The 22,010-nt window shown below is 66.3% G+C and carries 18 protein-coding genes; 5 read left to right on the top strand and 13 right to left on the bottom strand.

Annotated features, from left to right (window positions below; all coding sequences use genetic code 11):
- Positions 1 to 27: 27 nt before the first annotated feature.
- The gene (locus tag V5F26_RS08125) at positions 28 to 1,284 is read right to left on the bottom strand and encodes an efflux RND transporter periplasmic adaptor subunit (RefSeq protein WP_394947551.1); all 1,257 of its coding nucleotides are present in this window, start codon (positions 1,282 to 1,284) and stop codon (positions 28 to 30) included.
- 829 nt (positions 1,285 to 2,113) lie between these two features.
- Between V5F26_RS08125 and V5F26_RS08120 the strand changes: the two genes are divergently transcribed.
- On the top strand, positions 2,114 to 3,358 hold the full coding sequence (locus tag V5F26_RS08120; protein WP_394947552.1) for an alpha/beta hydrolase family protein: 1,245 nt from the start codon (positions 2,114 to 2,116) through the stop codon (positions 3,356 to 3,358).
- A gap of 4 nt (positions 3,359 to 3,362) precedes the next feature.
- Here the strand turns inward: V5F26_RS08120 and V5F26_RS08115 are convergent, their stop codons facing one another.
- The 7 genes from V5F26_RS08115 to V5F26_RS08085 all read right to left on the bottom strand — a co-directional run bounded on the left by V5F26_RS08115 (position 3,363) and on the right by V5F26_RS08085 (position 12,395).
- Complete coding sequence (locus V5F26_RS08115) at positions 3,363 to 4,985, bottom strand: ABC-F family ATP-binding cassette domain-containing protein (RefSeq protein ID WP_394947553.1); 1,623 nt, start codon at positions 4,983 to 4,985, stop codon at positions 3,363 to 3,365.
- A 138-nt stretch (positions 4,986 to 5,123) separates the two neighbouring features.
- The gene (gene cydC, locus V5F26_RS08110) at positions 5,124 to 6,797 is read right to left on the bottom strand and encodes a thiol reductant ABC exporter subunit CydC (RefSeq protein WP_394947554.1); all 1,674 of its coding nucleotides are present in this window, start codon (positions 6,795 to 6,797) and stop codon (positions 5,124 to 5,126) included.
- The gene (cydD, locus tag V5F26_RS08105) at positions 6,794 to 8,557 is read right to left on the bottom strand and encodes a thiol reductant ABC exporter subunit CydD (RefSeq protein WP_394947555.1); all 1,764 of its coding nucleotides are present in this window, start codon (positions 8,555 to 8,557) and stop codon (positions 6,794 to 6,796) included. Before cydD ends, cydC begins: the two co-directional genes overlap by 4 nt.
- An 83-nt stretch (positions 8,558 to 8,640) precedes the next feature.
- Positions 8,641 to 8,892: a hypothetical protein gene (locus V5F26_RS08100; RefSeq protein WP_234051454.1), complete on the bottom strand. Its 252-nt coding sequence runs from the start codon at positions 8,890 to 8,892 to the stop codon at positions 8,641 to 8,643.
- Between the two features lie 11 nt (positions 8,893 to 8,903).
- Complete coding sequence (cydB, locus tag V5F26_RS08095; RefSeq protein ID WP_394947556.1) at positions 8,904 to 10,088, bottom strand: cytochrome d ubiquinol oxidase subunit II; 1,185 nt, start codon at positions 10,086 to 10,088, stop codon at positions 8,904 to 8,906.
- Positions 10,054 to 11,616, bottom strand: coding sequence for a cytochrome ubiquinol oxidase subunit I (locus tag V5F26_RS08090; RefSeq protein WP_234051456.1), 1,563 nt, complete (start codon positions 11,614 to 11,616; stop codon positions 10,054 to 10,056). Before V5F26_RS08090 ends, cydB begins: the two co-directional genes overlap by 35 nt.
- 230 nt (positions 11,617 to 11,846) lie before the next feature.
- Positions 11,847 to 12,395, bottom strand: coding sequence for a cupin domain-containing protein (locus tag V5F26_RS08085; RefSeq protein WP_234051679.1), 549 nt, complete (start codon positions 12,393 to 12,395; stop codon positions 11,847 to 11,849).
- A 156-nt stretch (positions 12,396 to 12,551) separates the two neighbouring features.
- Here V5F26_RS08085 and aptA point away from each other — a divergent pair, with 156 nt between their 5' ends.
- Positions 12,552 to 13,883 (top strand): omega-aminotransferase AptA, encoded by a 1,332-nt coding sequence (gene aptA, locus V5F26_RS08080; RefSeq protein WP_394947557.1) that lies wholly within the window; start codon positions 12,552 to 12,554, stop codon positions 13,881 to 13,883.
- Positions 13,884 to 14,076: 193 nt separating this feature from the next.
- Here aptA and V5F26_RS08075 read toward each other — a convergent pair whose 3' ends face one another.
- From V5F26_RS08075 to V5F26_RS08055, 5 genes are all read right to left on the bottom strand, one after another.
- Positions 14,077 to 15,327: an allantoate amidohydrolase gene (locus V5F26_RS08075; RefSeq protein WP_394947558.1), complete on the bottom strand. Its 1,251-nt coding sequence runs from the start codon at positions 15,325 to 15,327 to the stop codon at positions 14,077 to 14,079.
- Positions 15,328 to 15,465: 138 nt separating this feature from the next.
- Positions 15,466 to 16,194: an amino acid ABC transporter ATP-binding protein gene (locus tag V5F26_RS08070; protein ID WP_394054916.1), complete on the bottom strand. Its 729-nt coding sequence runs from the start codon at positions 16,192 to 16,194 to the stop codon at positions 15,466 to 15,468.
- On the bottom strand, positions 16,181 to 16,831 hold the full coding sequence (locus V5F26_RS08065; RefSeq protein ID WP_394054918.1) for an amino acid ABC transporter permease: 651 nt from the start codon (positions 16,829 to 16,831) through the stop codon (positions 16,181 to 16,183). The genes V5F26_RS08070 and V5F26_RS08065 overlap by 14 nt, the downstream gene beginning before the upstream one ends.
- A 5-nt stretch (positions 16,832 to 16,836) precedes the next feature.
- A complete protein-coding gene (locus tag V5F26_RS08060; RefSeq protein ID WP_394947559.1) occupies positions 16,837 to 17,499 on the bottom strand; it encodes an amino acid ABC transporter permease in 663 nt (220 codons plus the stop codon).
- Positions 17,500 to 17,534: 35 nt separating this feature from the next.
- Positions 17,535 to 18,344 (bottom strand): transporter substrate-binding domain-containing protein, encoded by an 810-nt coding sequence (locus V5F26_RS08055; protein ID WP_394947560.1) that lies wholly within the window; start codon positions 18,342 to 18,344, stop codon positions 17,535 to 17,537.
- Positions 18,345 to 18,476: 132 nt separating this feature from the next.
- Here V5F26_RS08055 and V5F26_RS08050 point away from each other — a divergent pair, with 132 nt between their 5' ends.
- The 3 genes from V5F26_RS08050 to V5F26_RS08040 all read left to right on the top strand — a co-directional run bounded on the left by V5F26_RS08050 (position 18,477) and on the right by V5F26_RS08040 (position 21,979).
- Positions 18,477 to 19,376: a LysR substrate-binding domain-containing protein gene (locus V5F26_RS08050; RefSeq protein ID WP_394947561.1), complete on the top strand. Its 900-nt coding sequence runs from the start codon at positions 18,477 to 18,479 to the stop codon at positions 19,374 to 19,376.
- Between the two features lie 528 nt (positions 19,377 to 19,904).
- A complete protein-coding gene (locus V5F26_RS08045) occupies positions 19,905 to 21,278 on the top strand; it encodes a GGDEF domain-containing protein (RefSeq protein WP_394947562.1) in 1,374 nt (457 codons plus the stop codon).
- Positions 21,279 to 21,439: 161 nt separating this feature from the next.
- Complete coding sequence (locus V5F26_RS08040) at positions 21,440 to 21,979, top strand: MarR family winged helix-turn-helix transcriptional regulator (protein WP_394947563.1); 540 nt, start codon at positions 21,440 to 21,442, stop codon at positions 21,977 to 21,979.
- The last annotated feature ends 31 nt before the right edge of the window (positions 21,980 to 22,010 follow it).

The following is a 22,010-nucleotide window of genomic DNA, read 5'->3' as shown; positions in this document are numbered from 1 at the left end:
GCTTCGCCTTCCAGATTGCCGGTTATGTCAGGGGGTGGTCTTGGTGGCCGGGCTCGTCTTGGCGCCGGGGCCGCCATCGGCACCGTTCAGCGCCGCGGGCGCGGGCTTGGGGCCTTCCGGCGGCGCGGCCATGGCGCCGGCCACCGGGTTCACCGTGTTGCCGGCCACGGCGCGCTGGATGGAGCCGATGACCACCTTGTCATCGGCCTTCAGCCCCTTCGTGATAACGCGCAGCTGGCCTTCCACCGGGCCAGTGGTGACCTGGCGCTGCTCCACCACATTGTCCTTGCCCACCACCATCACATAGCTGCCCACCTGGTTGGACAGAACGGCGGTGTCATTGACCAGCAGGGCATTTTCAATGGTGCCGGTCGCCACCCGGACGCGAACGAACAGGCCGGGCGTGAGCCTCAGCTGCGGATTTTCCAGGGAGGCCCGCACCTCCAGCGTGCCGGTGGTGGCATCGATCCGCGGCGCGATATAATCAATCCGCCCCTTATACTGGAAGGCGAGGTCGGGCTGCAGGGCCACTTCCACCGGAAGCGCATCTTCCGCCTTCAGGATCCCCTGGGCGCTCTTGCCCGATCTGGCGAGGTCGGCGAGCAGGTCATGCTGCTGCTGCTCGGAGATGTTGAAATAGACGTCGATGGGATCGACCTGGAGAATGGTGGCGAGCTTCGTCGCCCCGGTCCCGCCCACCAGGGAGCCCACATCCACCAGATGCCGCGTCACCACGCCCTCGAAGGGCGCGCGCACCGTGGTGTAGGCATAGGAGGTCTCGGCCAGCTTCAGACTGGCCTCGGCGGAGGCCACCTGCGCCGTGGCGGTGTCGAGCGCGGTCTTCGCCACATCGACGGTGCGGGCGCTGGAAACCTCGCGCTCGCCAAGCGCCGCCTGGCGGTCATACTCGCGCTGGGCGTTGGCCTGCGTGGCGCGGGCGCTGTCGAGCGCCGCCTTTTGCAGGTCAACCTTGGCCGCGTACTCCGCCTTTTCGATCTCGAACAGCACGGCGTCTTTTTTGACCACCGCCCCGTCGCGATAATCGATGGCGGTCAGGAAGCCTTCCACCCGTGCCTCAAGGTCCACCGCCTTCACCGCCACCGTGTTGCCGGTGAATTCGGAATAGAGCGTCACCGGCATCTGCACCGGCGAGGCGACAGTCACCTTCGCGGCGGGCGGCGCCTCATAGGCGTTTTTCTCATTGCATCCGCCCAGCAGCAGCGCAGCCGCGGCCGCCAACACGCCGGCGCCAGCCGTGCGCGCAAATCCATGCCCCCGCTTCATGTCGTCGAGCTCCGTCCCGCTGCACCGTCAAACGAGAGGTCTCCGCCCAAGACCTAGCCGGCCCTGACATGCCAGCCAAGTCACAGCTCTTAATGGACGCACCTACCTCTCGCCACAGGAAATGGCACACCCGCGTGCAATCGGCCCATTTTCCTGCGCGGAACCGTTGCGAATGCCCCGCGCGTCGTCCCGCCCTGCAACGCGTCACGGTGATGACATCGCGCGCGGGCGCCCCGCCATCGACCGCAGCAGCCACCAGCCCCGCTGCATGGGATATTACTTGATTTTGAAAAGCATGAGCGGCGGAAATGTTAGGAAACACCAGTTACATTATTTCGCAAAAGCCGCTCTTCAGCTTTCCCCAGCGCCAGCTATGCTGACCACCGGCGACGGACACGCCCTCTCGCGGCGCCCGGCGACGGCCCACGAAGGCTATCCGGCTGACTTCCAGGAAAGGCTGACCCGATGCTTCGCTTCCTTATCCTCGGCGGCGCGTGCCTTGCGGCCGGCGCCGCGCTGGCTCAGCCGGGGGCGGGCCCCGGGCCCGATTTTCACCCCCGGCCCCTATGCGTTCCGGTGGCCGTATCGGGCCAGGCCGCAGCCAAGCCCTGCCCCATTCCGCCCCCGCCACACCCAGGCATGGCACCGCTGGAGGAAGGCTCCCCCTGCCAGTGCGGGGCGCTGAAGGGCCGGGTTCAGAACGGCCCCCGCCCGGAGTGACATCCCGATTTCTGGCAAGGAAAGTCCCCGAGAGGAGACCGGCAACCGGGCGTGCCACCCCCACCGCGCTCTGGTATCAGACAGAAATGTGGGAGCCCCGGGAGGTTTCATGTCTCTGTTGCGAACATTGTGCACGGCCGCCGCCCTGGCTTTCGGAGCCCTGGCAACGCTGGCCCCCAGCACCGGCCGGGGTGCGGAAACCCTGGCAGCAGCTGTACCGCCGCCCACCGAGGTGACATCCGGCGTCAGCTACCAGCTCATCGGCCGCTGGGACGCGGACCGGCTGAACCAGATCCTCACCCAAGAGGCCCCGCAACAGTTCGGCGTGGAGGTGTCCACCTCACCGGCGCGCAACGCGGTGCGGCTCTATCGCGTCTCCTACACATCGGTGGTGCCCGAGCGCGGCAACGCGCCCATCGTCGCGAGCGGCCTCCTCGCCATTCCCGACACCGCCGCGACCAGCTTTCCCATACTTTCATACCAGCACGGCACCGTGTATGGGAAAGAGCAGGTGCCCTCCTTCCCCGACCAGTCGGTAGAAACCCGCCTTGCCCTCGCCCAGTTCGCCGGCCAGGGCTATGTGGTTATTGGGGCAGACTATTTCGGAATGGGGGTCAGCAAGGAGCCAGAGGGCTATCTGGTGAAGGAGAGCCAGCAGCAGGCCACCTTCGACATGCTGATGGCCGCCCGCGCCGTACTGGCGCACCTGAAGATCTCCACGACCAAGCTGGTTCTTGGCGGCTGGTCGCAGGGCGGGTTCGTGACCATGGCGTTGCTGGAGAAGCTGGAGAGCGCCGGGGTGCCCGTCGCCGGTGCGGCCACCGCCAGCGCCCCACCGGACATCTTCCTGGGGCTGAACGGCTTTTTGAACTTTCCGCGCAAGAATGACGCGAGCTGGGTGCCCACTTTATTCATCCTCACCGCCTTTTCCTACGAGCACTATTACGGCATTCCCGGCCTTGCCCACGCCTTGTTCACCGCAGACAGCTACGACATCGCCCGCAAGATCTACGAGCGCGAGCCTTACGAAGAGGCGCAGATCCCAACCGATCTGCACACGCTGATCCGGCGGGAATACTTCAAGCCTGAGGTGTTTGCGGCCTCCGCCTACGGGCGCCTGCTGAAAGACAAGGCCCACGCCTATCGTTGGGTCATCCAAAGCCCGGTGCGCAACTATTATGGCGAAGCCGACGAGATCATCTCGCCCGGGCTTGGGCAGCTGGTGATGACCTATCAGCGCGCCATGGGTCGCGGTAACACGAGGGTGGAGGCCCTCTCCACCGGGCAGACGGACCACCGCGGCACCTACGCCACCGCGGTGCCGCTGTGGAAGGCGTGGTTCGACAGCCTATAGCGCCTCAAGTCCTGAGGCCCGGGGCCTCCTGGCCGGTGCGCGCCACGTATTCCGTATAGCCCCCCGGATAATTGTGAATGCCGTCCGGGGTCAGCTCCAGCACCCGGTTGGAGAGGGCCGCCAGGAAGTGGCGGTCATGGGAGACGAACAGCATGGTCCCCTCATAATCCGCCAGCGCGGCCACCAGCATTTCCTTGGTGGCCATGTCGAGATGGTTGGTGGGCTCGTCCAGAACCAGGAAGTTGGGCGGGTCGAACAGCATCTTGGCCATCACGAGCCGCGCCTTTTCACCACCGGAGAGCACCCGGCAGCGCTTTTCCGCATCATCCCCGGAAAAGCCGAAGCAGCCCGCGAGCGTGCGCAGCGCCCCCTGCCCGGCCTGGGGAAAGGCGTCTTCCAGGGTCTCGAACACGGTGCGCTCGCCGTCCAGGAGATCCATGGCATGCTGGGCGAAGTAGCCCATCTTCACGCTGCCGCCGATGGCGACACGGCCCTGATCGGGCTCAGCCGCGCCCGCCACCAGCTTCAGAAGGGTCGATTTTCCGGCCCCGTTCACGCCCATCACGCACCAGCGTTCCTTGCGGCGGATGGAGAAATCGAGCCCCTCATAGATGACCCGGCTGCCATAGCTCTTGTGCACGCCCTTCAGGCTGGCCACGTCCTCGCCCGAGCGCGGCGGGGCGGCGAACTCGAACGCCACGCTTTCGCGCCGGCGGGGCGGTTCCACCCGGTCGATCTTCTCCAGCTTCTTCACCCGGCTCTGCACCTGGGCGGCATGGGAAGCGCGGGCCTTGAAGCGCTCGATGAACTGGATCTCCTTGGCCAGCATCGCCTGCTGGCGCTCATACTGCGCCTGCTGCTGTTTCTCGTTCATGGCGCGCTGCTGGGCATAGAACTCATAATCGCCCGAATAACTGTTCAGCACGCCCCCATCGATCTCCACCACCTTGTTGACAATGCGGTTCATGAAGGCGCGGTCATGGGAGGTCATCATCAGCGCGCCGTCAAAGCCCTTCAGGAAGGCTTCGAGCCAGATCAGGCTTTCAATGTCGAGATGGTTCGAGGGCTCGTCGAGCAGCATCACATCCGGGCGCATGAGCAGGATGCGGGCCAGCGCCACACGCATCTTCCAGCCGCCCGAAAGCCGGCCCACATCACCGTCCATCATCTCCTGGCTGAAACCGAGGCCCGCGAGCACTTCGGCCGCGCGCCCTTCCAGCGCATAGCCGCCCAGTTCCTCGAAGCGGGCCTGCACCTCGCCATAGCGCTCGACCAGCGCCTCCATCTCATCGGCGCGGTCCGGATCACCAAGGCCTGCCTCGATCTCCTTCAGCTCGGCAGCGACGGCGCTCACCGGGCCCGCGCCGTCCATCACCTCGGCGAGGGCGCTGCGGCCGCCCATCTCGCCCACATCCTGGCTGAAATATCCGATGGTCACGCCCCGATCCACGGAGACCTGTCCCTCGTCGGGCGGCTCCTGGCCGGTGATCATGCGGAACAAGGTGGTCTTGCCGGCGCCGTTGGGGCCCACCAGCCCCACCTTCTCGCCCTTCAGGAGCGCGGCCGAGGCCTCGATGAAGACGATCTGCTTTCCGTTCTGCTTGCCGATATTGTCGAGGCGAATCATGGGCTGGAATCTCGGGACACGTTGGCGCGGGCCATAGGCCATGTAGCTCGCGGGGGAAAGGGCAAGCTCTGGCTCCCGCCCACCGGCGGCGTTGCGGGCCAGCATTCAGAACGGCGTGATCTCAGCCTGCAGGCGCGTTCACGCCACGCGCCGCCCCGCCTCGATCCGCACGATCTCGTCCGCGAACTCGGATGCCGCAACCGGATCGTGAGTGATGAGGATCACCGTTCGCCCGGCCGTGGCCTGGGCCAGCGAAGCGAGCAGGCGGCGCGAGGTGGTGGCATCGAGATTTTCGGTGGGCTCGTCAAGCACCAGGATCAGCGGTGCCCGAAGCAATGCGCGCGCGACCACGAGCCGGCGGGCCTGCCCCGCCGACAGCCGCGCGCCGCCCTCGCCGATCCAGGTGTCGAGCCCGGCCGGCAGCTCCGTCACGAAAGCGGCAAGCTGCGCCTGCTCCAGCGCGCGCCCCATGGCCTCCTCGTCCGCGTCCGGCGCTGCGATCAGCAGATTGTCGCGGATGGTGCCGTTGAAAAGCTGCGCATCCTGGGCCGCGACACCCACCAGCCGGCGCAGATCCTCAGGCTGGTAGCGCCTCAGATCATGGCCGCCCAGCCGGATCTCACCCTCATACTCGAAGAACCGCAGCAACAGCCGGCCGACGGAGCTCTTGCCCGCGCCGCTCGGCCCGAGAAGGGCCACATGGCGGCCGCTGGGGATGGTGAGATCGAGCCCATCGAGCGCCAGCGGCGCGTCGGCGCCATAGCGCAGGCGAACCGTCGAGAAATGCAGGCCGCCATCCTGCGGAACCGGCGAAGGCTCCGGGCCGGCGACGATGGCGGGGGTGCGGTCCGCAAGATCGAACAGCCGGCGCGCGGCGGCCATCACCTCGCCCCACCGCTGCATGGCCGCCGGAAGCGGGGCCACCGCCTCGAAGCTCGCGAGGGCCGCCAGGGTCAGCGCCGGAACCATGGCCGGCGCCAGTCCCGAGGCCGCGACACTCGCCGCGGACAGCAATGCCGCCGCCCAAAGCGCAAAGCCCGCGCACAGCCCCACTGCCGCTTCCGCCCATGTGCCGGAAATGGAGGCGCGGCGCTGCGCCTCCACCAGCGCCTCGCTCTGGGCCGAAATCGCCGCCAGCTGCCGCTCCACCGCGCCCGCGGCCCGCAAATCCGTAGCGCCCTGCAGCGCATCCACCACCGCCACACGCAACTGTGCCCGCAACGCCACCGCGTCCGCCCCCGGCGCCGCCGCGGCGCGCCAGGCGAGCACTGGCCCCACCGCGCCGGCGCAAACCAGAAGCGCACCCACCACAAGGCCGGTCGCGGGATGCAGCGCCAGCAGCACCGCCACCACGACCACACAGCACGCCACCGCCACCGCGATCGGCGCGCCAAGGCGCAGATAGGCATGCTGCAGCGTGTCCACATCCGCCTGAAGGCCGGTGGCGAGGTCGGCGCCGCGCTTGTCCATCAGCTCGGCCGGCGCCAGCGGCTCCAGCCGCTGGAACAGCCACAATCGCAAGCCCGCCAACAGCCGGAAGGTCGCCTCGTGGCTCAGCAGCCGTTCGCCATAGCGCCCGCCGGTTCGCAGGATGGCGAATAACCGGATGCCCGCCGACGGCAGGAAATAATTCATGATGCCGGTGCTCACCCCGGCAATGGCCATGGACGCGATGAACCACCCGGCGACGGTCATGAGACCGATACTGGCCAGCACGGTGATGCTGGCCACCACGCCTGCAAGCACCATCCAGCCACGATAGGGCCGCGCGAGGCCGATGAGCCGGCGCATGATCGCCACATCCGCGCTCATGACTGCAACCCCGCATCCCGCAACAGCTGAGCGAAGCGGTGGCCATCCGCCTCCAGCGCCTCGCGCCGGCCCTGCTCCACGATCTTCCCGCCATCCATGAAGATCACGCGATCCGCGAGTTGGACCGTGGCCAGCCGGTGGGCGATCACCAAGCTCGTCCGGTTGGGCGCGAGACGGCGAATGGCCTCAGTGACGACGGCCTCGGTCTCGCGGTCCAGGCCTGCGGTGCCTTCGTCCAGCACGGCCAACGGCGCATCCGCCTTCAAGAAGGCACGCGCAAGAGCGATGCGCTGCACCTGCCCGCCAGAGAGGGTCTGCCCGTGCTCGCCCAATGGCGTGTCGTAGCCCTGGGGCAAGGCGGTGATGAAGCCGTCCGCCGCCGCCAGGCCCGCAGCCGCACGCGCGGCCTCCGCCGTAATGGCAGGGTCGCCGAGGCGGATATTGTCGAGCACGGTGCCTGCGAACATATGCGGCCGCTGGGGCACCAGGGCCACATGGCGCATCCAGTATTCCGGCTCTATGGCGGCAAGATCGTAGCCCGCGGCGCTCACGCGCCCAGCCTGCGGTCGGATAAAGCCAAGCAGCAACGCCAGAAGCGTGCTTTTGCCCGCCCCACTTGGCCCCACAAGGGCGGTGATCTCGCCCGCCTCCAGGCGCAGCGAGACGTTCTCGACCGCCGGCCGCCCGGGCTCCCAGGCGAAGGAGACGTCTTCCATTTCAAGCGTGAGCGGCGCGGCAAGAGACGTCTGCAGGGTGCCTTCCGGCTCGGGCTCTTCGTTCAGAATGTCGACGATCCGCTCGGCGGCCGCCAGGGCTTCCATGCGGGCATGATAGTCCACGCCGAGCTGGCGGAGCGGCGCATAGAATTCAGGCGCCAACAGCAGCACGAAGAAACCCGCCTCGAAGCCCAGATCCCCGTCCAGCAGCCGAAAGCCGATCAGCACCGCAACCAGGGCAATGGCCACAGTTGCGAAGAATTCCAGAGCCAGCGACGACAGGAACGCGATCCGCAGCACCGCCATGGTGCTGACACGATAATCCTCCGAAGCCTGCGCAAGACGCTCCGCCTCGCGCCCGCTGGCATTGAGCGCTTTCAGGGTCGTCAGTCTTTGCAGGCCATCAAGCAGCTGGGCAGACAGCCGGGTGAGGCGCCGCCATTGCTTGCGGCTCGCATGCTCCGCGCCAAGACCCAGCAGCACCATGAACAGGGGAATGACCGGCGCCGTCACCAGCAGCACAACGCCCGAAATCCAGTCGCTCGGGAGCACCACAGCGAGGATGATCAGTGGCAGCGCCGCCAGGATGCCGGCGTGGGCGAGGAAGCGGGCCACGTAGGGCTCAAGCGCATCCACCCCCTCCACCACCAAAGTGGCCGCCTCACCCGACGCCCGCCCGGCAAGGCGGGCGGGACCGAGGGCTTGAAGGTGCCGCAGCAGGTCGGCGCGAACCTGTGCCTTCAGCCGCGCGGCGGCCCCGAGGGCGCCGCGATCTGCCGTGGAGGCGAGGAAGAAGCGCAGAAGCAAAATCACCGGAATGGGCAACAGCCACGGCAAGACCGATGCGAAACCGGCACCCGCCATGACGACAGGCGTGATCGCGTGCGCCAGCAGCCACGCCTGCGGCACCACCAGCGCCGCCGCAAGCGCACCGAGCACCGCCGCCCGGCGGATCGAGCAGCCGGCGGCAGCCTGTGCCTGCCCACGCAGCCACCGCTCGACCACCCGGCTCGGCCGATGGGGCGGGTTCGAAGTGTCGGCCATGGCGTCGGCGTTTTGGGGCGCGGCGGCGGAGGCCGCGCCCGACAAGGCGTCCTGCGAGACCGAGGAAGGGAGATCCGCGGTGTTCAGGCGTGGGTTCCGCCAACCGGACGTGTGGGGGCGTTGCCCGCCACGACGCCCACCACATCCCCCTCGGCAGAGGCATTGGCCGCATCTTCCTGCGCCTCGAACAGCACGCCGGCGGAAGAGGCGACGAGGATCATGAAGCCCGTGCCGAGAAACCAGCACATGTACCAGGGCCCATAATCACCGATGATGATCCCCAGCAGGACGGCAAGACCCGCGACCACCAGGGCGATGATGTAATTCAGGAGCATGGTTGGTCTCCTCAGAGCGCGTGGTCGGAGGCTTCGATCTGCTTCGGATCGATCTTGCCACGCATCACCCAGAACGCCCAGCTGGTGTACCAGATGATGAGCGGCATGAAGATCAGCGTGAAGCCGAGCATCCACGACAGCGTTCGCAGGCTCGAACCCGAGTTCCAGATGCTGAGGCTATGCGACGGGTTCGAGATCGACGGCATCAGGAAGGGGAACATGGCCGCTCCCACCGTACCCATGACGCCGATCCAGGCCAGCACGCCGAACCACCAGCCCACCAGGGGCCGGCGACCGAGGTGAGCGAGCACGCCCACGATGATCGCGGCATAAGCGAGACCCGGGAACACCCACAGCACCGGATGGCGGAAATAGTTGGCCAGCGCGGCGCCGGGTACATAGGCCACCTGCTGGTGGAGGGGCGTCTGCGCCGCTTCCGGCGCCGGACCCGACACCAGCTCGTAGCCGCTCATGGTCGAGAACCACAGGCCAGCGACGGAGAAGACCACCAGCGCCACGATGCCGAAGGTGATCGCGGCCTTGCGGGCCCGCGCCGAGACCGGGTCGGTTGAGCCGCTCGCCAGGCAGCTGCCGCCCATATAGATGGCCAGCGACACCGACATCAGCCCGCACAGGATGGCGAACGGGTTGAAGAGGGAGATGAAGCTGCCCGTATAGTAGGAGGTGAGCCGCCAGTCGAAGTGGAAGGGCACGCCCTGCAGCACGTTGCCGATGGCGGCGCCGAACACCAGCATGGGCACGAAGCCGCTGATGAAGAGCGTGGCATCCCACACGGTACGCCAGCGCTCCGACGGCATCTTGCTGCGATACTCGAAGCCGAGAGGCCGCACGATCATGCTCCATAGGAGCACGAGCATGACGATGTAGAAGCCCGAGAAGGCGGTGGCATACACCAGCGGCCAGGCGGCGAAGATGGCGCCGCCGCCGAGGATGAACCACACCTGGTTGCCGTCCCAGTGGGGGCCGATGATGTTCAGCGCCACGCGCCGTTCGGCATCGGTGCGGCCCACATAGCGCAGCAGCGTGCCCACGCCCATGTCCATGCCGACCATGGCACCGATGCCGGTGAGCAGGACGCCCAGCAGCACCCACCACAGCACCTTGAGAACGGCATACGCCTCGAAAGCAAAGCCTTCCATCTCAGTAGGCCCCCGCCAGCCGAACCGCACCCACATGCCCGGGCTCCTCGGGGCCCTTGCGGATGAAGTGCACCATCAGGAAGATCTCGACGATCGCGAAGATCGTGTAGAGCAGCACGAAGCCCGTCAGCGAGAAGACCATGTAGCCGACGCTATGGGTCGATGCCGACAGCCAGGTGGGCAGCAGCTCATACACGGTCCAGGGCTGGCGACCGACCTCCGCCACCACCCAGCCGAACTCGCAGGCGATGTACGGGACCGGGATCATGAGCACCGCGATCCACTGGAACCAGCGCTGGGTCTGAACCTTGTTGGTCAGCGACATCAGCGCCGCGAGGACCATGTAGGCCAGCAGCAGGAAGGCGATGCCCACCATCACGCGGAACGACCAGAACACCAGCCACACTTCGGGAATGGTGTCGCGCGCGGCACGGGCAATGTCGGCATCGGTGGCCTTCATCACATCGCCGTCGGCCGCATAACGCTGCACCAGGAAGCCGTAGCCCACATCCTTCGCATGGGCCTGGAACTGCGCCAGGGCCGCGGCGTCGTTGGGATTCGCGCTCAAGGTCTCCATCGCCTTCACGGCGGGGATGCCATTGCGGATGCGATCCATGGCCTGGGCTTCGAGCTGGTCCGCGGCCGGCAGGGTTCCGCTCAGCGAATGGGTGACCAGCAGCGACAGCATCGCCGGAATCTCCACCGGGAACAGGTTGCGCTGCTGTTCCTGGTCGGGGAAGGCGATGAGGGTCAGCGGCATGGGCGGCTTGTCGGCCGTCCACAGGGCTTCCATCGCCACCAGCTTGGTAGGCTGCACGTGGGCACCCACATAGCCGAGCGCGTCACCCAGGGTGATGACGCCGGGAGCGCCCAGCAGGCCGAAAATGGCGCCGACGCGGAAGGAGCGCCTGGCGAACTCCAGGTGCCGACCGCGCAGCATGTACCAGGCACTGACGCCGCACACGAAGACCGCGGCGGTGATGTAGCCGGCGAGCACCGTGTGCACGAACTTGGCCTGGGCATCCGGATTGAAGAACAGGGCGCCGAAGCTGTCGAGCTCCATGCGCATGGTCACCGGATTGAAGCTGGCACCGGCCGGATGCTGCATGAAGCTGTTGGCCACCAGGATCCACAGCGCCGAGAGGTTGGAGCCCAGCGCCACCAGGTAGGTGACGAACAGGTGCTGCCCCTTCGACATGCGGTCCCAGCCGAACACCATCAGGCCGATGAAGGTGGATTCCAGGAAGAAGGCCATCAGGCCCTCAATGGCCAGCGGGGCACCGAAGGTGTCGCCGACGAAGCTGGAATAGAAGGACCAGTTGGTGCCGAACTCGAACTCCATGGTGAGGCCGGTGGCCACGCCGAGCGCGAAGTTGATGAGCAGCAGCTTGGTCCAGAACTGCGCCATCGACTTGTAGATCTCGCGACCGGTGGTCACGTAGATCGTTTCCATCACCGCGAGCAGCACGGTGAGGCCCAAGGTCAGTGGCACAAAGAGGAAGTGGTAGAGCGCCGTGGCCGCGAACTGAATCCGCGACAAATCCACGACAAGGTCGTTCACCATCACAAGCCCCCCCTTGCGCGACGGCGTACCCGCCGGTGACCAAAAAGGGCCCCGGACGGATGACAAGACTCCCAGATCGTACCGGGAGAATGGGTGATACCTCTCGGATTCGTCAACCACTTAACACCATTTTAAGCTGCGTCATCGGGACGGCTTGCCTCGACGCGATGCTTGCAGTTTAAATAGCGCTTCAAACACAGGTTGTTCGCCGGCTTCGGGAGAGGCGCGGCTCAGAAGGTCGGCGGCGTGCAGGCACTGACCACTTCGCACGGCACCGGGCCCACGCAGCGGAAGCGGTGCGGCCGGCGACTTTCGAAATAGTAGCCGTCGCCGGGCCCCAGGATGCGGCGCTCCGCTCCCACCGTCACTTCCAGTCGTCCGCTGAGAACGATGCCCCCCTCCTCGCCGTCATGCTCCAGGGGAATCACCCCGGTATCGGCGCCGGGCTGGTAGCATTCCTTCAAGATTTGAAGGCTGCGGCCGAACAGGCTCTCCCCCACCAAGCGGAAGGAGATGGGCCCCTTGCCGATCTCCACCAGTTCGTCCGCCCGGTAGAACGCCTTTTTCGGCGGCGCGGGCACGATGGCGAAGAAGTCCGCCAGGCTGATGGGAATGCCGTCGAGGATGCGCTTCAAGGCGCCGACGGAGGGATTGCTCTTGTTCGCTTCGATGAGGGAGATGGTGGAATTGGCCACCCCCACCCGTTTCGCGAGCTCCCGCTGCGAGAGCTTGTGAAGCTCGCGCACATAACGCAGCCGCCCGCCCAGATCCTCCGCCACGGCCAAGTCCCCCGCCGGCTGTTGCAGTCGTTGCGTGATGCGCAACAGGCTACACCTGGGCCTTGTATTTTCAACGGGTTATTTATTTTGAAAAAAGGACTTGTTGCGCGTTTTGCGGCGTGGTCTGCCTGCTCCACCTCGAACCAGGGGATCATCATGACCACCGGCAAGCCCAACACGCCGAGCCTCTCGAATTACTGGATGCCGTTCACCGCCAATCGGCAGTTCAAGGCGGCGCCGCGCCTGCTCGCGGCGGCTGAGGGCATGTACTACACCACCGATGACGGCCGCCGCATGCTGGATGGCACCGCCGGCCTGTGGTGCGTGAATGCCGGCCACGGCCGCCGCCGCATCGCCGAGGCGGTGGAGCGCCAGCTGTCCGTTATGGATTACGCGCCCTGCTTCAATATGGGCCACCCCATCGCCTTCGAATTCGCGGAAAAGCTGGCCGCCATCGCGCCCGGCGGGCCGGACGCGCAGATGGACCGCGTGTTCTTCACCGGGTCCGGATCCGAATCGGTGGAAACGGCGCTGAAGATCGCCATCGCCTATCAGCGCGCCATCGGCCAGGGCACCCGCACCCGCATCATCGGCCGCGAGAAGGCCTATCATGGCGTCGGCTTCGGCGGCATCTCGGTGGGCGGGCTGGTGAACAACCGCCGCATGTTCCCGCAGATCCCCGCGGACCACATGCGCCACACCCTCGACATCTCCCGCAACGCCTTCACCAAGGGGCTGCCCGAGCACGGCGCTGAGCTGGCGGATGACCTTGAGCGCCTGGTGGCGCTGCATGGCGCGGAGACCATCGCCGCCGTCATCGTGGAGCCCATGTCCGGCTCGGCCGGCGTGATCCTGCCCGCCAAGGGCTATCTGGAGCGGCTGCGCGAGATCGCGACCCGGCACGGCATCCTGCTCATTTTCGATGAGGTCATCACCGGCTTCGGCCGCGTGGGCGCGCCGTTCGCCACCGATTATTTCGGGGTCACGCCCGACATCGTCACCACCGCCAAGGGCATCACCAACGGCACCATTCCCATGGGCGCCGTGTTCGTGAAGCGCGGCGTGCACGATGCGCTGATGACCGGGCCGGAAAACGCCATCGAGCTGTTCCACGGCTATACCTATTCCGGCCATCCGGTGGCCTGCGCCGCCGGCATTGCCACGCTGGAGGTCTATGCCGAGGAAAAGCTGCTGACCCGCGGCGGTGAGCTGTCCGAGACCTGGCAGGAGACGATGCACGCCCTGAAGGGCCTGCCCCACGTCATCGACATCCGCAATATCGGCCTGGTCGCCGGCATCGAGCTGGAGCCTCGCCCCGGCGCGCCCGGCGCGCGCGCCTATGAGGTTTTCCTGGATTGCTTCGAGAAGGGCGTGCTCATCCGCGCCACCGGCGACGTGCTGGCCATCTCCCCTCCCCTCATCATTGAGAAGCAGCAGATCGCGGAGATCGCCGACCGCGTGGCCGACGCCATCCGCCGGACAGCCTGATGCCAAAGGCCCGTGAACGTGAGTCATGAGCCTTGGGTCATGGGCCTCTCATCTCGGGCCTTGGGTTAAGCCCGCGCAGCGCTTGAGCGTAACCCGCCTGGCGACGGTCGAAGACCGGGGCCGATGGTGTGAGCCGCCCCGCCCTGCGTTGTGAGAGTTGGAGCCCGGCGGCGGAAACGCGGCCGGGCTTCGTTCATCGCGGCACGAAATGCGCCAGCGCCGAGAGCAGAACATCGGCGCCGGCGGCCACATCCTCTTCATCCACATGCTCGGCCGGATGGTGGCTGATGCCGCCCCGGCAGCGCACGAAGATCATGGCGATGTCGGTAAGGTCGATCATCGCCATGCCGTCATGCCCCGCCCCGCTGGGCAGCTCCAGCACCCGGTGGCCGGCCCCTCGGATCGCCTCGGCGAGCTGGGCGCGCAGCCAGGGGGCGCACTGGGCGGTGCCGTTGTCATGGGTCTTGATGATGCGCGCCTTCAGGCCCCGGCGGGCGGCGATCTCGTCAATGGCATCCACCACGTCGGACACCGTCTCGCGGCGCTGGGCATCGTCGGCGGCGCGGATGTCGATGGTGAAGACGGCGCGGCCGGGAATGACATTGGTGGCGCCGGGCAGCGCCTCCATCTGGCCCACGGTGCCCACCACGCCGAGCCCCGCGCGCGCCAGCTCCTCCACCGCCAGCACGCATTCGGCGGCGCCCGCCAGGGCATCGCGCCGCAGCGTCATGGGCACGGTGCCCGCATGGCCCGCCATGCCCTCCAGCTCCACCCGAAAACGGCTGGCCCCGCTGATGGCGGTGACGACGCCCACCGGCAGCCCCTCCGCCTCCAACACCGGCCCCTGCTCGATATGCAGTTCGAGATAAGCCAGCACGTCCGAACGCCGCCGCGCCGCGCGGCCCACCCGCGCCGGGTCGAGGCCGAAGGCGGTCATGGCCGCGCGCACCGAAACGCCGTGGGCGTCCTTGGCCTCCAGCGTGCCTTCGTCGAAGGTACCCGCCACCGCGCGGCTGCCGAGCAGGGTGGAGGAAAAGCGCACGCCTTCCTCATCGCAAAAGCCCACCACCTCAATGGCATAAGGCAGGCGCGTGCCCACTGCCGCCAGCGCCGCCACGCATTCGATGCCGGTGATGACGCCCAAGGGTCCGTCCCATTTGCCCGCGTTGCGCACTGTATCGTAATGGGAGCCGACCATGAGCGCGGGCGCGCCCGGCGCATCGCCTTCATACCGGCCCACCACATTGCCGATCTCGTCCAGGCGCGCGGCCATGCCGGCCTCGCGCATCCAGCCGAGGATGAGGTCTGCCGCCCTGCGGTGCTCGGGCGAGAAGGCGATGCGCGTCACCTCCCCCTCCCGCTCCGAGATGCGGGCCAGTTCCGCGATGCGGCGGACGATGCGCGCCGCCATTTCGGCGGGCCGCGCCATATGCGCTCGCTCCATGGTGCGATATCCTCCCCTGTTCATGGCCTGCCTCTCCATTCGGGGCACGAGGGCTCCTTGCCGCTCCGCGTGAGGCGCGGAGCGGATGCCGATGTCTTGGGCCTCAAGCGGCAGCGCACTGCCGGCGGTCGTTCGCGCCTAGTGCTGGTGCCCGACGAACTGGGCCAGCTCGGGCGTCGCGGGATTGGCGAACAGCGCCTTGGGCGGGCCTTCCTCGTGCACGCGGCCCTGGTGCATGAAGACCAGCTTGGTGCCCACCTCGCGCGCGAAGCGCATTTCGTGGGTCACCAGGATCAGGGTCATGCCCTCACTGGCGAGTTGCTCCACCACCTTGAGCACCTCGTTCACCAGCTCCGGATCGAGGGCCGATGTGATCTCGTCACACAGCAGTACGGTGGGGCGCATGGCCAGCGAGCGTGCGATGGCCACGCGCTGCTGCTGGCCGCCGGAAAGCTGGCTGGGATAGGCATCGAACTTGCCGGCCAGCCCCACTTTCTCCAGCAGCGCCTCGGCCATGGCGCGGGCCTCGCCCTTCTGCTCCTTCACCACCACGGTCGGGGCGAGCATGATGTTTTCGCCGGCCGTCAAATGGGGGAACAGGTTGAATTGCTGGAACACCATGCCCACGTGGCGGCGCAGGGTGCGCAGATCGGTCTTGCCGTCGCCCACCGCCATTCCGTCCACCGTGATGGCGCCGGCCTGATAGGTCTCCAGCCCGTTGATGCAGCGCAGGAGCGTGCTCTTGCCCGAGCCCGAGCGGCCGATGATGGCCACCACGTCGCCGCGCCCCACATCCAGCGACACGCCCTTGAGGACCTCTTGCGCGCCATAGCTCTTGCGCACGTCCCTGATGCTAACGAGCGACATTGAGGCGACCCTCCAGACGTTTGGAATACCAGGACAGCGGGAAGCAAAGGGCGAAGTAGATCAGCGCCACCAGCGAGTAGACGAGGAAGGGCTGGAAGGTGACGTTGTTGAGCATGGTGCCGGCCTTGGTCAGCTCCACGAAGCCGATGATGGAGGCGAGCGCCGTGCCCTTCACCACCTGCACCGAGAAGCCGACGGTGGGCGCCACCGCGATCTTCAGCGCCTGGGGCAGGATGACGTAGCGCATCTGCTCCCAATAGGAGAGCGCCAGGCTCTCCGAGGCCTCCCACTGCCCCTTGGGGATGGATTCCACGCAGCCGCGCCAGATCTCGGCGAGGAAGGCGGAGGTCCAGAAGGTGAGCGCCAGCCAGGCCGCGACCCAGGGGCTCACCTCGATGCCGAACAAGGCAACGCCGAAGAAGAACAAGAAGAGCTGCATGAGCAGCGGCGTGCCCTGAAACAGTTCGATATAGCCGATGGACAGAACCCGCAGCGTCTTGCTGTGGGAGACCCGGGCCAGCAGCAGCAAAAGCCCCACGAAGCCGCCGCTGACGAAGGCGATGAGCGACAGAAGAATGGTCCAGCGCGTCGCCAGCAGCAGGTTTTGCAGGATGATCCAGAAGCTGAAATCGCTCATGGCCCTCACCCTTTCGGGAACATCGCCCGGCCGATGCCGCGCAGAAGCGCGCGCAGGCCAATGGCGAGCAGGAGATAGAGAAAGGCGGCGACGATATAGACCTCAAACGCCCGGAAGTTCCGCGACTGGATATAGTTGGCCGCGTAAGTGAGATCCTCCGCCGAGATCTGCGACACCACCGCCGAGCCGAGCATCACAATGACGATCTGCGAGGACAGTGCTGGATAAACCTTCATGAGCGCCGGCTTCAGCACGACGTGGCGGAAGATCTCCCTCCGGCTCATGGCCAAGGAGGCGCCTGCCTCCAGATGACCCTTGGGCACCGCCTCGATGCCGGCCCGGATGATCTCGGTGGAATAGGCGCCGAGATTGATGACCATGGCAATGAATGCGGCCACATCTTCCGACAACTTCACCCCCAGGGCCGGAAGCCCGAAGAAGATGAAGAAGAGCTGCACGATGAACGGCGTATTGCGGATGATCTCCACATAAACCCGCGTCACCGCGCCGGCCCATTTGGGCCCAAAGGTGCGGGCCCAGGCCCCCGCCGTGCCGAGGGCAAGCCCGGCCACGGTGGAGGTGAGGGTGAGGACGATGGTGAACAGAAGTCCCCGGGCGAACACATCCCAATAGGGAAGAAGATCGCCAAAGTTCAGTTGCTGGATCACGGCTCCGCTCCCTGGCGATCAGCTGGGGTGCGGGCTCAAAAATTGGCGGGCAAGGGCGCCTTCAGCCAGGTTTCAGAGAATTTGGCCAGCGTGCCATCCGCCTTCGCCTTCGTGATGATCTCATTCACCTTGGCGAGCAGCGCCGGCTCATCCTTGTTCAGACCCACATAACAGGGGCTGTCCTTGATGACGAACTTCAGCTCCGGCTTGCGGCTGGGGCTCTTCTCCGCCACCGTGGCGGCCACCGTATTGCCGGTGGCGATATAGTCCACCTGGCCGGAAATGAAGGCGGAAACGGTGGCGTTGTTGTCCTCGAAGCGCTTTACCGTGGCGTCAGCGGGGGCGAGCTTGGTCAGCTCCTGTTCCTCGATGGCGCCGCGCGTGGCGCCCACCGTCTTGCCCGAGAGGCCCGCCGCCGCCGTCACGCCGTCACCGTTCAGGCCATAGACGCCCGAAAAGAAGGGGGCGTAAGGCACGGAAAAGTCGATCACCTTTTCCCGCTCGGGATTCTTGCCCAGGCTGGAGATGACCAGATCCACCTTGTGGGTCTGCAGATAGGCGATGCGGTTGGCGCTGGTGACGGGAACGAGCTGCGCCTTCACGCCCAATTGCTTGGCGATGTAATTGGCCATGTCGATGTCATAGCCGCGCGGCTGAAGGTCCGGCCCCACCGAGCCGAAGGGCGCGAAGTCCTGCGGCACCGCGATGCGGATCACCTTCGCCTTCTCGATCTCGGCGAGCGTATCGGCCTGGGCCGGCAGAGCGGCGGAGGCGAAGACCGCGCCGGCAAAGGCGAGAGCCGTGCATTTGGCGGCAGCGCGCATGACCATGTTCATGGAAGACATCCTTATCCCCGAAACAGCCTGGAAGGTCGCCCGTGTCGCCTGGGGGAATGCCCCTCGGTGCCGAGCGTTGATGCGACTGTCGCTCCGGCGTATGAATATGTCCAATATATGATTGAACTAGATTGATATGCCATGGATATTGATCTGAGACAGCTGCGCTATTTCCTGGCGGTGGCGGAGGAACTCTCCTTCACCCGCGCGGCGCAGCGCCTGAACATGTCGCAGCCGCCCCTTTCCCAAGCCATCGCCCAATTGGAGGCGGGGTTGAAGACGCGCCTGTTCGCCCGCACCAGCCGGCGCGTGGAGCTGACCGCCGCCGGCCAGGAGATGGAGGCCCAGGCGCGCGCCCTGCTGGCCCAGGCGGAACGGGCACAGCAGCAGGTGATGTCCGTGGGCGCGGGCCACTCTGGCAAGATCGAGATCGGCGCCACCGGCACCATTTTGCGCGGCGGCCTCGCCCGCTGGCTCGCCGACTATCGGCGCCACGCGCCTCAGGTGCGCACCGTGATCTATGAGCAGGCCCCCGCCCTGCAGGTGAAAGACGTGCTGGAGCATCGCACCGACATCAGCTTCAACCGCACCGACATCGGCCTGGACCGCTCAGTGGCGAGGCATCCGGAGCTGGGCTGCACGCTCGCCTGGCGCGAGAGCATCTCGGTCATCCTGCCCCTCGGCCACGCGCTCGCCGCGCAGCCCGTCGTGGCCCTCGCGGATCTGGCCGACGACGAACATGTGATGCTGCACCCTGAATCTTCGGAATTCGCGCGCTATATCCAGAGAAGCTGCGTGGAAGCCGGCTTTCTGCCGCGGGTTTCGCAGCAGGTGGTGGATTCCCAGTCCATTCCCAGCCTCATCGCCGCCGGCTTCGGGGTGGCCCTGGTGCCATCCTCCACCGCGCGCTTCACCAGCGACGAGGTGGTGTTCCGCCCAGTTACGCCGGTTTTGGTGGCAGATGTATACATGATCTACCGCCTGCGGGAGCAATCCCCCGCCGTCCACGAATTCCTGCGCTGGCGGAGTGAATCACTCTAAGCTGGCGCGAATTTTGGCTGACTTCCGTAAAGTAATCACCCACATGGACCGTGATCGCCCTGAGACACAAGCGCGCAGATGGTCACTTTCACACGAGGAAAAACTCAATATATTTGTTTGATCCATATCAAATAAAATATATTCTCAAAACATAAGCCACATCAACATGACACACACGACAACAACCCTTTCCGATGGTGCTGCAACGGGGGCATCCGGGCAAGGTTGCGGGTGACATAGTGGGGCGCGGCCGCGCGAAAGACATCGCCTGCGGAAGACGACGCGGGGCCGCGGGTGAAGCCACCACCAGCCATTGCCAGCCGATCCCAGCACCCGCGGACGAGGTCGGGCGGCTTGCCGCGACCAGATCCACCAGCCGCCCCTTCCGCGCTCCGGCTGGGTGCTTGCGCTTCCCCATGGAGCAAAACTATCGTCAGGGGAAAATATTGCGCAACTTGAACCGGCGTGGCGCGGGGCATTCCGGATGCCCGGCACCGTTTTCCGCCGCTCCACATAAGGGTCATCACCATGCAGAGCTCCGATCTCAACGGGCCGGTGGCAAACTGGTACGCGCGCCCGGAGGCCGCCTCGGACACGCACGCCATCATCGAAAAGCTCATGTCCACCCATGCGACGAAGCTGGTGGGCATCTTCTATGAGACGTTCATGGAGGATCCGGAGGGCGCTAACTTCCTGAGCCACCAGATGGTGGAAACGCGCTTGGTCCATTCCCTCAAGCAATGGCTGCTGGATCTGTTCGCGACCCCGGAGGCCGAGACCCAGAGGAAGATCGGCGAGGTGCATGCCCGCATCAAGCTGCCATTTGGCCTCGTCATCAAGGGCGCGGCCCTGTTGAAGGCCGAAATGGCCGACCTTCTGGTGAAAAGCGACCTGGACCGTGCCGGCCTGGCCTCAGCCATGGTCTTCGTGGATGCGCGGATGGACTGGGCCATGGGCCTCATGAGCGAGGCCTACATGCAGGGCTCCATGCGCCGCGCCCAGGTGGACGAGGCGTTCCGGCTGTTCGCCGTAGGGCAGGATGTGTCGGTGACGCGCGAAACGCAGAATGCCGCCCTGATGGAATGGCTGCAATCGGTGCTGTTTCCGCTGCTCGATTCCAGCTCCAATGCCAACCTTATGCCCCTCGGCAAATCGCCCTTCGGCCTGTGGTTCCACCACCGCGCGGGCCTCATCTTCCAGGGTGCGCCGGGGCTTGAGGTCATCTATGGCAACCTGAAGCAGATCGACAACATCGTGCTGCCCAAGCTGCATGAGGCGCGGACCAAGGGCGGCGAGGAGCTGCGCCTGCAACTGGCACGACTGCGCGCCCTGGTGGATGAGATCAAGTTCGTGCTGGGAGACCTGTTTCAGGGCATCGCCGGGGTCGAGGGCGGGCGTGACCCGCTCACCCGCGCGCTCAACCGGCGCTTTCTGCCCACCATTCTCGGGCGCGAGATCTCCATCGCCGCCACCACCGGTTCGCCGTTCACCATCCTCATGGTGGACGTGGACCACTTCAAGCAGATCAACGACCGCTGGGGCCATTCCACCGGCGACTTGGTGTTGCAGCAGGTGGCCGATGTGGTGATGGACACCGTGCGCTTCAACGATTTCGTCTTCCGCTATGGCGGCGAGGAGTTCCTCATCGCACTGGTGGAAGCCAAGGTGGAGGAAGGCTTCGACATCGCCGAGCGGGTGCGCACCCGCCTCGCCGAGCGCCAGCTGCGCCTTTCCGATGGCAGCCACATTCAGGTCACCGCCTCCATCGGCGTGGCCACCTATGGCGGCCACCCGGATTACGTCCAGCTTGTGGATGCCGCCGACCGCGCCCTCTATGCCGCCAAGCGCAGCGGCCGCAACCGCACCATCATCGCCCAGGAGGCTCCCGCCGGCGTGGCGTAGGCCACTGGCCAGCGCCGCCCCGCGCCAGGCGAGGGGCGCGGCGCTGGCCCTCGGCGGCATTTCGTTGTAGCGGTGGATCATCGTCGGCACGGCAGGACTCATCCTCCTGGCAGTGCCCGCGGGCCGCGCCCCTTTCCCGTCCATGCGGAAAAGATGATCCCATGGTGAAATCCTCTCCTGAAGACGCCGAGACCCCGAAGAGCGGCGGAAAAGGCGGCCCGTCGCAGCGGGAGTGGCGCATCCAGGACCTGGAGGAGCGCCCGGGCTTCCTCATCCGGCGCCTGCACCAGATCCACCTGGCCCTTTTCAACGAGGAATGCTCCGCCGAGCGCATCACGCCCGTGCAATATTCCGTGCTCACCGCCCTCGACCAGATGGGGACGGTGGAACAGATCGCCCTGTCACGCGCCGTCGGCCTCGACCGCACCAACATTGCCGATGTGGTGGCGCGCCTTGAAACGCGCGGCCTCATCACCCGCACCATCTCGCCACGCGACCGCAGGATGAAGCTGGTGAGCCTCACCGAAACCGGCCGCGCCTTGCTGGAGCGGGTGCAGGACAGCGCCGCCCGCGCCCATGAACGCACTGTCGCCGCGCTGCCGCCCGAGGAGCGCGAGCGCTTCCTCAAGTCCCTGCGCCTGCTGGTGGCCGCCAATAACGACATCAGCCGCTCGCCCGTGGGCGGTCTCGGCGAGCCCTGAGCGCCAGGCTTCGGGCGCGCCCGCTTATGGC

Origin of the sequence: Xanthobacter variabilis, from assembly GCF_043831965.2 — a bacterium.
GTDB lineage: Bacteria > Pseudomonadota > Alphaproteobacteria > Rhizobiales > Xanthobacteraceae > Xanthobacter.
Note: the sequence above shows the minus strand (reverse complement) of the source record. Positions and strands in the feature narration are given on the sequence as shown.